Here is a 14028-nt window from a genome sequence, read left to right as displayed (position 1 = left end):
CTGAAGCAGATCCACCTGGATCTCAAAGAACTCGGCTATGAAGGGTCATACGACCGCGTAGCAGCCTTTGCCAGGCAGTGGAAGACGGGTCAACTGGAGTGGGTCAATTCTGCGAGCAAACGCACACGCGTTGGCTCGAAGTTGCTTTCGGAGAGTTGGGAATCGCAGCACATCCAGCTGGTTCCAGCAACCCACGCATTACCTCATACCACGTTGGCACTAATATCGAGGGCTACGACGACAAGGCATCCTGGTGCTCGTCATTCGTCAATTGGTCGCTCACCCAGGCGGGGTTCTCCGGTACGGCATCCGCTCTTGCCAGATCGTGGCTTCATTGGGGACAAGCGCTTGAAGATCCCATACCTGGCTGCGTCGCAGTGCTTTGGCGGGACGACCCGGCCAGTTGGAAAGGGCATGTTGGTTTCTATTTGCGAGAAGACGAAGAATTCGTCTACCTCCTGGGTGGGAATCAGCTTGGGCAGGTACGAGAGCACTTCTATCCCAGGGCGATGGTTCTAGCTTATAGATGGCCGATTGGTCCCTCGCAGAATTGAGATAGACTGCATCGTCGTGGGAACAGGCGTTGCAAGATGACGCCTTGGGCTTCGGCCGGCGCCAACACGATTTTCAACCCAAGGAGCTCGAGATGCGTCCCCTTCGGTACTCAATCAACATCACGCTGGACGGTTGCTGCGACCATCGTGCGATTCCCGCCGACCAGGAGTTGCATATCTACTTTGCCGACCGCCTCGCGGAGGCCGATGCACTTCTGTTTGGCCGGGTAACTTACGAAATGATGGAAGAGGCGTGGCGCTTGCCTGCGTCAGGCGTCTGGCCTGACTGGATGGCCGACTGGATGCATCCCTTTGCCAAAATTATGGACGCGGCAAAGAAATACGTCGTGTCGACGACACTGGACAGGGTCGACTGGAATGCGCAGCTTGTCCACGGCGACCTGGTAACGGCCGTTCGAGAATTGAAGAACGAGCCGGGCAGGGGCCTGTATCTGGGCGGCGTGAAACTCCCTCTCGCCCTGGCCGAGCAGGGACTGATCAACGAGTACGAGTTCGTGCTGCATCCTCGCTTGGCAGGCCATGGTCCGGCGGTGTTCGGTGGGCTTTCGAAATATGTCGACCTGATGCCCGTGGGGCGGCATGACTTCCAATCAGGGGCAGTGGCATTGCGTTACAAACCGAGGAGCTAGAATGGGAATGATCGCTGCGTTGACGTTGACCATGGGACTGGCCGCCGCGCCGTACACGTTCATTGAAGGCAAACTGCCTGAGGATGTTCAGCCGGACGGGAACTCGATCGTGTTCGAGGGACCGACGGAAATGCTGGTCATTGACACCGGCCGCCATCCCGAGCACACCGACAAGATCATTGCCCTGGCCAAGGCGCGGAACAAGCCGATCACCGCCATTATCAACACGCATTGGCATCTGGATCATGCGACGGGAAACGCACGCATTCGGGCCGCTTACCCAGGCGCGAAGATCTATGCGAGTACGGCGGTGGAAGGGGCGTTGAAAGGCTTCCTGATCCGGAACGTCGACAAGGCGAAAGCCAGGCTGGAAGATCCTTCCGTGCCGGAGGCGCGAAAGGCCGATACGCGGCTCTACCTTGGCGCGATCAATGATCCTGCAAACCTGATTCCCGACCAGCCGGTGAAGGGCCCGATGTCGCTCAAACTGGGCGAGCGCGAATTGCAACTTCACCTGGCCAAATATGCCGCGACCGAGGGCGATGTCTGGGTTCACGATCCGGCCAGCAAGACCGTCTTCGTCGGCGACCTGGTCGTGGTGCCGCTGCCTTTCTTCGATACGGGTTGCGCGGAAGGCTGGCGCCAGGCGCTGGCCGAAATCGACAAGCTGGATTTCCAGACACTGGTGCCGGGCCATGGCTTGCCGATGGACCATGCGGCGTTTTCCAAATATCGCAGCGCATTCGATGATTTCACGGTCTGTGCCGAGGGAAGCCTGCCTACTGCAAGTTGCGTGGCGACCTGGATGCAGAAGGGGGCTGCTTTTGTCGCCATGCATCCTGATCCGAGATACTCGGAGGAGGCGTTGACTTACTATGTCGACCAGGTGCTGCGCGTGCCCAGCAAGCGGGCAGAGTACTGCGGGAAATGAGCGGGCGTATGAAGCTTTCTGCCGCCATGGCCGCAGCATTATTGCTGGCTGCATGTGACCCGATCCATTCCTTCACGCCGGTTACGCCCCGCGCCGCGCCGCTTGTTGACTATCACCAGCACCTGGTCAGTCCTGCTTTTGCACCGATAGTCAAACTCCCTGTCAGGGATGGGGCAGCGCTGGTGCACGAACTCGATGCGGCGGGTATTTCGCGTGCGGTCGTCCTTTCCGTGGGCTATAGCTTTGCCGACGAACGCAAGGGCTTGAGTGATCCGGACCGTCTGACACGCGAGGAAAACAATTGGACTTCCGCAGAGGTGGCCAAGCACGCTTCTCGTCTCATTGGATTCTGCAGCGCCAATCCGCTTCGCGGCGCTGCACTGGCGGAGCTGGAACGGTGCCTGGGACTTCCAGGAATGGCCGGCATCAAGCTCCACCTTGGAAATAGCGGGATCAGCTTGCGCGACCCTACCCAACTCGCGGTGGTGCAGGGAGTATTCGGACTTGCGCAGCGCCGTGGCGCGCCGGTCCTTGTTCATATGCGTGCCCGTGGCGGCAGCGATTTCGGTGCAGAAGATGCGCGGATTTTTCTGGATAAGGTCTTGCCGGTGGCGCGTGACATCGAGATCGTTGTAGCGCACCTTGGGGGAGCAGGGCCTGGCTATACGCCGCAAAACGATGAAGTGATGGCGATATTTGCCGCTGCTGCGGAGCGTGCGGATCCCCGATTACGTAAGGTTTATTTTGACGTCGCTACCAACGTCACCGAGGATATCACGCCTGTCGACGCGGAACTGGTGGCACGGCGGCTCCGGCAAGTGGGGATCGGTCATGTACTTTACGGCTCGGACCTCAGCCCTCCAGGTGGAAGTATTGGCCGTGGATGGGATATCTTCCAGGCCAAGGTCCCGCTAACTGCCATGGAACTGCAGCAGATTGCGAACAAGCAGCTCGATTTTTCCCGGACCAACGCTGGAGTACGCCATGATTGAAGCCAATCGGACGAGGTGCCTTCGGATCGCACTGCTCGCCTTTGGGGCGATATTTCTCTTTGCCGTATATCCGCTGACGGTCTTGTGGCCTTCTGGCTGGGCATGGCATCACGGGAGGTCGGAGTACCTTGAGATGATCATCGCGATCTATGCCACGCTGGGCGTGTTTCTTTTGCTGGCGTCGCGCAATCCTGAACGGCATATCAGCCTTATTTCATTCACGATCTGGTCCAGCATCGTCCACGGCGGCGTCATGGCCTTGCAGTCTCTGTCCAATCCGATGCACGCTGGGCATTTGATTGGCGACGTGCCTGCGTTGTTCATCGTTGCCGCAGTCTTGGCCTGGCTCAGCCCTCAAGCATTCAAGGCGCCATTTAAATGAACGGAAGAAGAAATCTTGACATCAGGCCGATACGGCAATCGGATTACGATGGTTGGCGTGTCCTTTGGGACGGCTACAACGCCTTCTATGGCCGAAGCGGACCCACGGCGCTGCCGGAGGAAATTACGCGTGCGACGTGGGAGCGGTTCTTCGATTCGTCGGAGCCAGTGCACGCGTTAGTCGCGGAGGAAATGGGCCAGGTGGTCGGACTTGCCCATTATATTTTCCATCGCAGTACGACGCGCTTGAATGAGGTCTGCTACATGCAGGACCTTTTCACGGCGGAGACAATGCGGGGGCTTGGCGTTGGACGCCGGTTGATTGAAGCGGTGTACGATGCTGCGGTCAAGGCGCACAGCTCGCGTGTTTACTGGCAAACGCTAAACACCAACGAGGCCGGGCGGGCCTTGTACGATAAGGTCGCCAAGCATATTGGCTTCATTGTTTATTCCCACGAGCTTGGCTGATGCTATCATGGCTGCCCATTGCCCAGCGGGAGAAAATCACGATGCTCGTGTTTTTCAAAGGCGCCATCAGGAAGGCCATCATGCAGGATCTGAACGACATCAAGACTGCCGTGGAGCGCACATGATCATCCGCGCTGCCACGATTGACGACGTTCCTCAGATTGCCGGGATGGCCGGCGAGCTGCTGGCCGAAATCATGGCCAGGATCGGGGAACAGGCTTTCAACTTTGACCTGGCCGCAACCACCGACCGTCTCGGCACCTTCATCAGCCAGGAAAAATATTTTGTTTTTGCGGCATGCGATGGGGAGATTCCGGTCGGCTTCATCGCTCTATACGAAAGCTATGCGCTTTACGCCGAGGGCGCGTTCGGAACGATTCCCGAGCTGTATGTCCGTCCCGGATATCGCTCGAAGGAGCTTGGCTTCCAGCTGATTTCGCAAGCAAAGGCCTTTGGCCGTTCGCGTGGCTGGACACGGCTGGAAGTCACGACCCCGCCGCTGCCGGAATTCGACAAAACGCTGGCGTTCTATGAGCGCGAAGGCTTCGCCATTAGCGGCGGCCGTAAGCTCAAGATCGCACTTCAATAAAGGAGCTCATATGGGAATTGCGTTCTGGATCAAGCGTTTCCTGGTGGTGCTGATGGGCGCCTTTGCGATCATCTGCGCGGCACAGCTGCTGAAGGGACACGGCCTTGAGTATTCGGCTACGCAGGCCGCAATCTGGGGCGTGATCAGCGCGGCGATATTCACGGCAGTTCGATACAGGCAGGCGAGCAGGAAGCAGCATTGCGCCCTATGCAGGGATACGCCGGAAATGAGGGAAGAACTGTGAAAAAAATTCTTGGTGCAGCGCTGCTGGCAGTGGCGGGATTTTCTGTGCAGGCGCAGACCACGGTGCCCGTGAGCTATGACGCCGAGCTGGCGAAGTCGCTTGGCGGCAATGAGAACGGCATGCGCAAGTACGTGTTCGTCGTCTTGCGTACGGGGCCGAACAAGGTGCCGGCAGGGCAGGAGCGCACGGAGATGTTTGCCGGCCATATGGCGAATATCCAGCGCCTTGCCAATGAGCGCAAGCTGGCCTATGCGGGGCCGCTGGACGGCGTGGATGGCGCGCGCGGCATCTTTATTTTTGCCGTCGACAGCATCGACGAGGCAAAGGCACTGGTTGCGACCGATCCTGTCATCATCAAAGGCGAGATGGTGGCGGAATACCATATGCACTTTGGTTCGGCCGGATTGATGATGGTGAACCAGGTCCATTCCCAGATCTCGAAGCCGGCAGCAAAATGAAGTCGCTGTTTTTCGCGGCCCTGGTGCTTGCAGGCGCGGCGCATGCCGAAGCGCCGCTGGATGAACGCATCGACAAGGCGTTGAAGCCGATGTTCAGGGCGGATGCGCCCGGGGCCACTGTCATCGTCATGAAGGATGGTGCGCCGGTCTTCCGCAAGGCCTATGGCCTGGCTGACGTAGACAAGAACATGCCCATGCAGCCGGAGATGCAGCTGCGCCTCGGTTCCATCACGAAGCAGTTCACGGCCGTCGCGATCCTGATGCTGGCGGAACAGGGCAAGCTCTCCTTGCAGGACGATGTGACGCGCTTCCTGCCTGATTACCCCTCCGCGGGCAAGCACATCACGATTGAACGGCTGTTGCAGCACACAGCTGGCATCCCCAATTACACTGCGATGATGACGTTCGGTCTTTCGTCGGACCGGGAGCGCAGCGTGCAGCAGATGATCGACTACTTCAAGGACGAGCGGCTGGATTTCGAGCCAGGCGAGCGCTGGTCCTATAGCAATTCCGGCTATATCCTGCTTGGTGCTGTGATCGAAAAAGTTAGCGGTACCACGTATGCCGACTTCATGGCGAAGAACATCTTTGAGCCGCTGGGCATGCAGGATACGGCGTACGAAGGCCATGAGCGCAGCGCCAAGCGCCGTGTGGCCGGATATCGCGAAGGCTTCCTGAGTGGCTACCGGCAGGCGGAGAAGGTCAGCATGACGCAGCCTTATGCGGCGGGCGCCCTGGTCTCCACTGTGGACGACCTGGCGCGCTGGGACGAAGCCATTTCCTCCGGCAAGCTGCTGAATGCGGAGAGCTGGAGACAGGCCTTCACGCCATGTCCTTTGCCGAATGGCGTGAAATGCAGCTATGGCCTGGGCTGGCAGCTTGGCACCATGCGCGGCCACCGGATCGTGGCGCATGCGGGCGATATCCCTGGCTTCAACGCGGAAGCGATCCGTCTGCCGGACGACAAGGTATTCGTCGCGGTGCTGGGCAACAGCAACCGCAATATGCTGAACACCGACAAGGTGGCATTTACCGCTGCCGCCATCGCGGTGGGCGATCCGTTCCCGCCGCAGAAGACCATCCCGATGACCAAGCTTGCGATGACCGCGTTCGTCGGCACATTCCGCTTATCGGAAAGCGGCATCCGCACCATCAGCTTTGATGGCGGCGGCTTGCGCTTCGAACGAAAAGGGCGCAGGCCGGCTGGACTGCGCCCGTATGGGGTGGACAAATTCTTCGTCGAAGGTTCCCTCACGACGCTCGACTTCATGCGCGGGCCCGATGGAGCCGTCACCGGCTTCACGCTGCACGGCACGTCGGGCGACGAAAGCGCGGAGCGCATCGTCAACTAAAAAGAGACCGCCAGCCTACACAAGGGCTGGCGGCCCTGACGTGCCCGCGGCTAGCGCGTCATGAGGGGAGGCTTAGGCCGGCGGTTGATCCGGCAGGTCCTCGATAACCTAGCGCGAGGCGAACTGGATTTCAATAACCTTTGGCGCTACTCCTGCAACTGCGGGCGATTCGTCTACATAGCTCAAGTGGCCACTTACCGATTCATCAGGTGCGAACACCAGGTCCATATCCATCTTGCCGTCGAGGGCTGTGAACTTGCCAAGGCCGGTGCGGGTGATTTCGTGTTCGGATTGGTCGTCCACCCTGGCATAGATGCGCGTCTGCTTGCGCATGAGCCAGAGCGTCTTGCCGTTGGAGAGTTCGTACGCGCCCTTGTATTGCTGGAATTCGTCAGGCGTAATATAGTGCCGCTGAACTTCCTTTGCGGCTGGGATCAACACTTTTTGTTCGCCGGAGCCATCTGCGTACGCCGTAAGGGCGAACACAAGCAGACTGCCAGCAGCCACTAGCTGTTTCATGATTGCCTCCATTTCAGGTGTGTGGCCAGGTCTTTAAGATTGCCTGGCTATTTCACTATAGTCCCGGGTCTGCCTCAGCGCGAGGCTAAGGTAAGGCTGGCATGTACCGGTTGGGCGCCGGCCAGGCTTGGCATGTAATTCAGGTCGCCCGTGGCGGTATCGTCGTCGATCCAGACGATGTTCATGGCCAGGCTGCCATCAGCTGCGCTGAATCTGCCGTCGCCATACCATTGGACTTCCTGCCGGGGTTGTTGGCCAATCTGTGCGTAGAGCCGGACAGCTTTGCGCGACAAGGTGAGGGTTTGGCCGTTGGACAGGGCATAGCTGCCCTGGTATTGGTAGAACTCTTGCGGTGAGATGAGCTTGCGTACAAGCTGCGATTGCTTCTGCGCGGGCACAACCACCGATTGGTCAGCGCCGGTGCTGCTTTGTGCTGCTGCGGTTGCAGCCAGCACGCACAACCCGGCTGAGGCGAGGTATCGCTTCATGACAGCCTCCGTTTGGAACCAAGGTGCCAGTTCTTTTTATGACTGGCTACTATCCACTATAGCTTCGACGGAGGCCGACGGAATTTCAATATTTTGATGGAACTCTCGGTGGCGATACCTTGCGCATATCCCCCATCAAGGACGGTAGGTAACGCGATACACCTTGTGCGCGTGGTCGTCGGAAACCAGTATCGAACCATCAGGCATATTGGCGATATCGACCGGCCGGCCGCTGACTTCTTCGTTCTGCAGGAAGCCGTCGATGAAGGCGGTATCGCTGACTACCTTGTTGCCGTAAAGCGTAATCAGGCGCACCTGGTAGCCGATCTTGCTGCTGCGGTTCCATGATCCGTGTTCGGCGATCAGCAGCTGGTTGCGGTACTGTTCAGGGAATTGCTTGCCGGTGTAGAACGCGAGGCCGAGCGGTGCGACGTGCGGACCAAGTGCGGCGGCCGGTGGCACATAGGCGTCGCAGCTTTTGCCTTTGCCGAATTCGGGATCGGGCAGCACGCCGCCATGGCAGTAAGGGAAGCCGAAGTGCAGGCCGGGCTTGGGCGCGACATTCAGTTCGCAGGACGGCATGTTGTCGCCCAGTTCGTCGCGGCCATTATCGGTGAACCACATTTCCTTCGTTTGCGGATGCCAGGTGAAGCCGACCGTGTTGCGCACGCCGCGCGCGAACATTTCCCAGTTGCTGCCGTCCGGGTTCATGCGCCAGATCTTGGAATGCGGTGCGTCTTCCTTGTCGCAGATATTGCACGGCGCGCCGATGGGCACGTAGATCTTTCCATCCGGGCCGGCCTTGATGTACTTGGCGCCGTGCCAGGTCTCGGTGGGCAGGTCGTTCTTCACGACTTTGTAGGATGGCTTGCTGGCGTAAGTCTTTTCGATGTCGTCGAACCTGATGATGCGCGAAATTTCACCGACATACAGGGCGCCATTGAGCAGGGCGACACCATTCGGATTGTTCAAGCCTTCGGCAACGGTGACCACCTTTTCTGCCACGCCATCCTTGTTGGCGTCCACCAGGGCGTAGACCTTGCCGGCCTTGGTCGAACCGACGAAAACCAGACCGCTGTCGGTGACGGCCAGTTCGCGTGCTCCTTCCACCTTGTCGGCGTAGACGGCGATCTGGAAGCCTTTGGGCAGCTTGAGCGAGCTTAGTGCGCTTGGTTTGGCTGGCGCGGCTGCCGTTGGCGCATCGCCGGCGCCGGCGGCAGCCTTGCGGGCAGCGGCATTGGCCGGCATCAGGTATTCGGCCAGTTGGGTGATCTGGGAGGCGCTCAGCTGGCCGGCCCAGCCCGGCATGCCCTTGTCGGTCACTCCCTTGCTGATGACGCGCACCAGGTTGGCCCTGGTTGGCTGGCCGTGCAGCCAGGTGGAATCGGCCAGGCTGGGGCCGGCGGCGCCTTCCAGGTCCTTGCCGTGGCATTGGGCGCAATTGGCCTGGTAGAGCTTGTGGGCCGCGGCCATGCCTTCAGGGGCGGCCAGAGCGTTCGAGGAGAGCAGGGCGGCGGCCAGGGCCAGCGTCGGGAGCGTATTGTTCATTTTATTTCTCTCTGGAATGACGGAAAGGCAGGCGAATTATCCGCCTGTTCCCTGTTTTTTGCATTTCGTCGCATACGGCAGGACGGGGGGCGGGGCCATCGATATGATGAAACCATGAAAAACCGGTCATATAATGCGCTGGTGACTTATAAAGGATGCAAGATGAAGAAATCATTCCAGATCGGCTTGCTGTTCACTGCCTTCTGCATGTTCCTGGGCTTGGCCCGCGCCGACGACACGACCACGGAAAACCGGCCCATCGATGCCCGTGTGGTGCGCGTCAAGCTTGACGGCGTCATCGACCTCAAGCTGCGCCGTGGCGATACCGCTGCGCTCACCGTCACCACCGACAAGCGCTACGTGAACAAGGTCACGGCGGTGCAGATCGGCGACACGCTCTATCTCGATACGGAAAGCCGCGGCGTCAAGCTGAAGACTTCGGCGGTGAAGGTGGAGCTGGTGCTGCCGCAGCTGCGCGAGCTGGTGTCGGAAGGCGTGGGCTCGACCGAGGTGAGTGGCTTCAGCGGCGACAACATCGACCTGACGCTGGATGGCGCGGGCAGCATGAAGGTGGTCTGCGATTACAAGAAGCTGAAGGCCAACCTGGGCGGCGTGGGCAGCATGCATGTGTGGGTGACCGAGAACGAGAATGTCGACCTCGATCTGCAGGGCGCGGGCTACATCACCATCGGTGGCCGCAGCAAGAACCTGAAGGCGGTGCTGGGCGGCTTGGGCGGCCTGAATGCACAGCAGTTCAAGGCGGATGACGTGGACTTGGAACTGAGCGGCCTGGGCAACGCAACCATCAATGCGACCAATAATGCCAACCTGAGTTTGAGCGGGCTTGGATCGGTGACCGTGTACGGCAAGCCAGCCAAACGTAACGTCAGTGTGGACGGGCTGGGCAAGGTGAGCTGGAAGTAATTCGTTAGTAGTGCAAAAGACAGAACAATTCAAAGCACCATGAAAAAACTACGAGGCGTGTTATGCGCGCTTGGCATCGCACTGGGGCTACAGGCCAATGCGCATGCCGGGTTTGCGGAAGGGGCGACGGCGTATAACAACAAGAATTATGCGCTGGCCTATAAGGAGATCCTGCCGTTGGCCAAGGCGGGTAATACGGATGCCGAGCATTTGCTCGGCTTGATGTACTACATGGGCCGCGGCGTGCCGCAGGATTACAAGGAGGCGCTGTACTGGCATCGCAAGGCGGCTGTGAAGGGCAAGGCGGATGCGCAGTATGTGGTCGGGGCCATGTATTACACCGGGAATGCGGTGATCCAGGATCATAAGGAGGCGGTGACCTGGTTCCGCAAGGCGGCGGAGCAGGGGCATCCGGAGGCGCAGCAGGTGCTGGGGCTGATGTACCGGTATCACATTGGCGGGATGCCGCAGGATAATGTGATTGCTTATATGCTGTGGAACCTGGCGGCGGCCGGCGGGAATTCGAATGCGGCGGAGCAGCGGGCGGCTGTGGCCAAGGGGATGACGCAGGAGCAGATTGAGGAGGGGCAGGCGTTGTCGTCTTCTTGGAAGAGAGGATCGCCGTTGCCGAGGTCGTCGCGGACTGGGGGCGGCTGAGGAAACCCGGCAAACCAGGGTCTGACCCAAGGGTCAGACCCTGTCTGCGGCGCAGCCGCGGGGCTGGTTCTAAGCTTTTGACTTTCGACGAAGATCAACATCGCACAACCCTCACCCCGGCCTTAAGACCGTTGAGGGTCTGACCCTTGGGTCAGACCCAGGTTTACCGGTTTTGGGTTAAAATGCCCCCCGTCATCGGGGAGTAGCCTCTCCTCCGCAACGGAGGAGGCATATGTCAACACACTTGGCCCACAGGCCATGGCATATGCGGTCCCAAACTTGGCAAGACCTTTGACCACAGCGCCGCCGATTTAGGCCGGGGGCGAGCTGTGGTCATTCGTCCGTGCCCGGCCTGGAAACACAATAATGGATGCACTTCTCGTATCAACCGGCGTCGTCGCCCTGGCAGAAATCGGCGACAAGACCCAGCTCCTGGCCTTCCTGCTCGCCGCCCGCTTCAAAAAGCCGCTGCCCATCATCGCCGGCATCTTCATCGCCACCATTTTCAACCACGGCCTGGCCGGTGCGCTTGGGACCTGGATCACGTCCATGCTCACGCCCGAAGTGCTGCGCTGGGTGCTGGGCATCTCCTTCCTCGGCATGGCCGCCTGGACCCTGGTCCCGGACAAGATCGAGGAAGACGAAGCCAATGTCGCCAGCCGCTTTGGCGTATTCGGCGCCACCCTGGTGACCTTCTTCCTGGCCGAAATGGGCGACAAAACCCAGGTTGCTACGGTGGCCATGGCCGCCCACTACCCGGACCCGCTGATGGTGGTGGCCGGCACTACGCTCGGCATGCTGATCGCCGACGTGCCCGCCGTCTTTGCCGGCGACAAGCTGGCAGCGAAGATCCCGCTCAAGCTGGTGCACGGCATCGCCGCCGCCATGTTTGCGGCACTGGGCCTGGCGACCCTGCTCGGCATGGGCGCGCGCTTCGGCCTGTAAGCGCTACAATCGCCTCTTTCCCAGAGAGGTGATGCCATGATGCGAGCGATCGAAATCCAGAAACCTGGCGGCCCGGAGGTGCTGCGCCTGTGCGAACGCCCGCTGCCGGTGGCGAAGGAGGGGGAGGTCCGCATCCGCGTGCATGCGGCCGGCATCAACCGTCCGGACGTGTTCCAGCGCATGGGCAGTTATGCGCCGCCGCCCGGCACCACCGACATCCCTGGCCTTGAGGTGGCGGGCGAAATCATTGACGGCGACATGGCGGCAAGCGGTTTCAAGATCGGCGATATGGTGTGCGCGCTGGTGCAGGGCGGCGGCTATGCGGAGTACGTGACCGCGCCAGTGGAGCAGGTGCTGCCGGTGCCGCATGGCTTGTCGCCGCTGGAGGCGGCTTCGCTGCCGGAGACCTTCTTCACTGTGTGGAGCAATGTGTTCGACCGCGCAGGACTGGGCAAGGGCGAGACCTTGCTGGTGCAGGGCGGCACCTCGGGCATCGGCGTAACGGCGATCCAGTTGGCGCGGGCGCTCGGCCACCGCGTGTTCGCCACGGCGGGCAGCGATGAGAAGGCGAGGGCGTGTGAGGCGCTGGGCGCGGCGCGCGGTATTAATTACCGGACCGAGGACTTTGCGGCCGTGGTGCGCGAGTTGACCGGCGATACGGGCGTCGACGTCATCCTGGACATGGTGGGCGGCGACTACCTGCCGCGCGAGATCAACTGCCTGGCTGATGACGGCCGCATCGCCATCATTGCGCTGCTGGGCGGCGCCAAAGGCACGCTGGACATGGGGCAGGTGCTGCGGCGCCGCTTGACCGTTACTGGCTCCACGCTGCGTCCGCGTTCTGTGGCATTCAAGGGGGCCATCGCCCGCCGGCTGCGCGAAAAAGTATGGCCGCTGATCGAGGCTGGCGACATCAAGCCGGTGATCTATGAGAGCTTCCCGCTGGAGCAGGCGGCCAAGGCGCACGAGCTGATGGAAAGCAGCCACCACGTGGGCAAAATTATGTTGCAAGTGTTGTAACGCCGGGGTGCATTCCTTGCCCGAGGGCAGCGGCCCGAGCTACAATTACGGGTTATTAAAAATTAAGCTACTATGCGCCGCAAACTCGTCATCGGTAACTGGAAAATGAACGGCAGCCGTGCCGCCAACACTATCCTGTTGGCTGGTATCAAGGCTGGCCTGGGAGATGCAAGGGCCGATACCGCGGTCTGCGTCCCGGCCCCATATCTGGCACAATGTCAGGCTGAACTCACCGGCAGTGCAATTGCCTGGGGTTCACAGGATGTGTCCGCCCATGCGTCGGGCGCCTACACGGGTGAGATCTCGGCAGCCATGCTGCTGGACTTCGCCAGCAAATTCGCCATTGTCGGCCACTCCGAGCGCCGCTCCTACCATCAGGAGAGCAGCGCCCTGGTCGCGCAGAAGGCGCTGGCCGGCGTGAATGCCGGCCTGGTGCCGGTGGTTTGCGTGGGCGAGACCCTGCAGGAGCGTGAAGCGGGCAAGACTGCCGACGTGGTCGGCGAGCAGCTGGATGCGGTGCTGGAAGTATTGAGCGCCGAACAGCTGGCAAAGATTGTGCTGGCGTACGAGCCCGTATGGGCGATCGGCACCGGCAAGACCGCCACCCCGGAAATGGCGCAGGAAGTGCATGCACTGCTGCGCGCCCGGGTGGCGAAGAAGGATGCGGCTGCGGCCGCCGGCATGCAGATCCTGTATGGCGGCAGCATGAAGCCGGAAAACGCCAAGGAGTTGTTGGCCCAGCCGGATATCGACGGCGGCCTGATTGGCGGTGCAGCCCTGAAGGCGGCGGATTTCCTCGCCATTATCGCTGCTGCGTAAGTTGAAATTTCTTTAATTGAGAATGGAATAGCATGAACTCTTTGTTCAATCTGGTCATCGTAGTGCAGGTCCTGTCGGCAATCGCCATCGTGGGCCTGGTCTTGCTGCAGCATGGTAAGGGCGCCGACATGGGCGCGGCCTTCGGCTCCGGCGCTTCCGGCAGCCTGTTCGGCGCTTCCGGCTCCTCGAACTTCCTGTCCAAGTCGACCGCCCTGGCGGCAGCGATCTTCTTCGCTTCCACCCTGGGCCTGTCGGTCCTGGCCAGCAAGGGCAACGCCACGGTTGGCGCGGGCGTGATGGATAACGTCAAGGCTCCTGTTCCAGCGCCTGCCCCGGTGGGCGGCGCTGCTGCGATTCCATCGGCTGCTCCGGCGCCGGCTGCTGCACCAGCTCCGGCTGCTGCGACCCCGGCTCCAGTGGAAACTCCTGCTGCTTCGGCAGCAGCATCGGCTGCCTCGGCCGCTTCTCCAGCGAAGTAAAACTGGCAAC

20 protein-coding genes and 1 riboswitch are annotated in these 14028 nt (G+C 60.5%); of the genes, 17 read left to right on the top strand and 3 right to left on the bottom strand.

Annotated features, from left to right (window positions below; genetic code table 11):
- Positions 1-77: 77 nt before the first annotated feature.
- The 11 genes from GM658_RS25710 to GM658_RS25665 are packed head-to-tail and all read left to right on the top strand — an operon-like array spanning position 78 to position 6619.
- The gene (locus GM658_RS25710; RefSeq protein WP_371865282.1) at positions 78-554 is read left to right on the top strand and encodes a TIGR02594 family protein; all 477 of its coding nucleotides are present in this window, start codon (positions 78-80) and stop codon (positions 552-554) included.
- Positions 555-583: 29 nt separating this feature from the next.
- Positions 584-1204: a dihydrofolate reductase family protein gene (locus tag GM658_RS25705; RefSeq protein ID WP_229417071.1), complete on the top strand. Its 621-nt coding sequence runs from the start codon at positions 584-586 to the stop codon at positions 1202-1204.
- Position 1205: 1 nt separating this feature from the next.
- A complete protein-coding gene (locus tag GM658_RS25700; RefSeq protein WP_170298977.1) occupies positions 1206-2135 on the top strand; it encodes an MBL fold metallo-hydrolase in 930 nt (309 codons plus the stop codon).
- A gap of 8 nt (positions 2136-2143) precedes the next feature.
- Positions 2144-3127 (top strand): amidohydrolase family protein, encoded by a 984-nt coding sequence (locus GM658_RS25695; protein WP_170298976.1) that lies wholly within the window; start codon positions 2144-2146, stop codon positions 3125-3127.
- Entirely contained in the window at positions 3120-3509 is a 390-nt protein-coding gene (locus GM658_RS25690; protein ID WP_155456916.1) for a DUF6632 domain-containing protein, read from the top strand. The genes GM658_RS25695 and GM658_RS25690 overlap by 8 nt, the downstream gene beginning before the upstream one ends.
- A complete protein-coding gene (locus GM658_RS25685) occupies positions 3506-3976 on the top strand; it encodes a GNAT family N-acetyltransferase (protein ID WP_155456915.1) in 471 nt (156 codons plus the stop codon). Before GM658_RS25690 ends, GM658_RS25685 begins: the two co-directional genes overlap by 4 nt.
- Positions 3976-4101 (top strand): hypothetical protein, encoded by a 126-nt coding sequence (locus GM658_RS29580; RefSeq protein WP_267875001.1) that lies wholly within the window; start codon positions 3976-3978, stop codon positions 4099-4101. Before GM658_RS25685 ends, GM658_RS29580 begins: the two co-directional genes overlap by 1 nt.
- Entirely contained in the window at positions 4098-4565 is a 468-nt protein-coding gene (locus GM658_RS25680) for a GNAT family N-acetyltransferase (RefSeq protein ID WP_211841937.1), read from the top strand. Before GM658_RS29580 ends, GM658_RS25680 begins: the two co-directional genes overlap by 4 nt.
- A gap of 10 nt (positions 4566-4575) precedes the next feature.
- Positions 4576-4809 carry a hypothetical protein gene (locus tag GM658_RS25675; protein ID WP_155456914.1) on the top strand — a complete coding sequence of 78 codons (234 nt, stop codon included), beginning with the start codon at positions 4576-4578 and terminating at the stop codon, positions 4807-4809.
- Positions 4806-5267 (top strand): YciI family protein, encoded by a 462-nt coding sequence (locus GM658_RS29435; protein WP_170298975.1) that lies wholly within the window; start codon positions 4806-4808, stop codon positions 5265-5267. Before GM658_RS25675 ends, GM658_RS29435 begins: the two co-directional genes overlap by 4 nt.
- Positions 5264-6619: a serine hydrolase domain-containing protein gene (locus GM658_RS25665; RefSeq protein ID WP_155456912.1), complete on the top strand. Its 1356-nt coding sequence runs from the start codon at positions 5264-5266 to the stop codon at positions 6617-6619. Before GM658_RS29435 ends, GM658_RS25665 begins: the two co-directional genes overlap by 4 nt.
- Before the next feature lie 108 nt (positions 6620-6727).
- On the opposite strand, the gene GM658_RS25660 is transcribed toward GM658_RS25665, so the two are convergent.
- The 3 genes from GM658_RS25660 to GM658_RS25650 all read right to left on the bottom strand — a co-directional run bounded on the left by GM658_RS25660 (position 6728) and on the right by GM658_RS25650 (position 9174).
- Positions 6728-7138 carry a hypothetical protein gene (locus GM658_RS25660; protein WP_155456911.1) on the bottom strand — a complete coding sequence of 137 codons (411 nt, stop codon included), beginning with the start codon at positions 7136-7138 and terminating at the stop codon, positions 6728-6730.
- A 74-nt stretch (positions 7139-7212) separates the two neighbouring features.
- A complete protein-coding gene (locus tag GM658_RS25655; RefSeq protein WP_155456910.1) occupies positions 7213-7626 on the bottom strand; it encodes a hypothetical protein in 414 nt (137 codons plus the stop codon).
- Between the two features lie 135 nt (positions 7627-7761).
- On the bottom strand, positions 7762-9174 hold the full coding sequence (locus GM658_RS25650; RefSeq protein ID WP_211841936.1) for a DUF7133 domain-containing protein: 1413 nt from the start codon (positions 9172-9174) through the stop codon (positions 7762-7764).
- A gap of 162 nt (positions 9175-9336) precedes the next feature.
- Between GM658_RS25650 and GM658_RS25645 the strand changes: the two genes are divergently transcribed.
- From GM658_RS25645 to secG, 6 genes are all read left to right on the top strand, one after another.
- Positions 9337-10098 carry a GIN domain-containing protein gene (locus GM658_RS25645; protein ID WP_155456909.1) on the top strand — a complete coding sequence of 254 codons (762 nt, stop codon included), beginning with the start codon at positions 9337-9339 and terminating at the stop codon, positions 10096-10098.
- Between the two features lie 39 nt (positions 10099-10137).
- Positions 10138-10755 carry a tetratricopeptide repeat protein gene (locus GM658_RS25640; protein WP_155456908.1) on the top strand — a complete coding sequence of 206 codons (618 nt, stop codon included), beginning with the start codon at positions 10138-10140 and terminating at the stop codon, positions 10753-10755.
- Positions 10756-10940: 185 nt separating this feature from the next.
- Positions 10941-11115: riboswitch (yybP-ykoY riboswitch) on the top strand.
- Positions 11116-11121: 6 nt separating this feature from the next.
- Positions 11122-11700: a TMEM165/GDT1 family protein gene (locus GM658_RS25635; RefSeq protein ID WP_155456907.1), complete on the top strand. Its 579-nt coding sequence runs from the start codon at positions 11122-11124 to the stop codon at positions 11698-11700.
- A gap of 39 nt (positions 11701-11739) precedes the next feature.
- On the top strand, positions 11740-12720 hold the full coding sequence (locus GM658_RS25630; protein WP_155456922.1) for an NAD(P)H-quinone oxidoreductase: 981 nt from the start codon (positions 11740-11742) through the stop codon (positions 12718-12720).
- A gap of 72 nt (positions 12721-12792) precedes the next feature.
- A complete protein-coding gene (tpiA, locus tag GM658_RS25625) occupies positions 12793-13539 on the top strand; it encodes a triose-phosphate isomerase (RefSeq protein WP_155456906.1) in 747 nt (248 codons plus the stop codon).
- 32 nt (positions 13540-13571) lie between these two features.
- The gene (secG, locus tag GM658_RS25620) at positions 13572-14018 is read left to right on the top strand and encodes a preprotein translocase subunit SecG (RefSeq protein WP_155456905.1); all 447 of its coding nucleotides are present in this window, start codon (positions 13572-13574) and stop codon (positions 14016-14018) included.
- The last annotated feature ends 10 nt before the right edge of the window (positions 14019-14028 follow it).

This window comes from Massilia eburnea, assembly GCF_009720745.1.
GTDB classification, from domain to species: domain Bacteria; phylum Pseudomonadota; class Gammaproteobacteria; order Burkholderiales; family Burkholderiaceae_D; genus Rugamonas; species Rugamonas eburnea.
The sequence above is the reverse complement of the archived record's forward strand: the minus strand, read 5'-3'. Positions and strand labels throughout refer to the sequence as shown.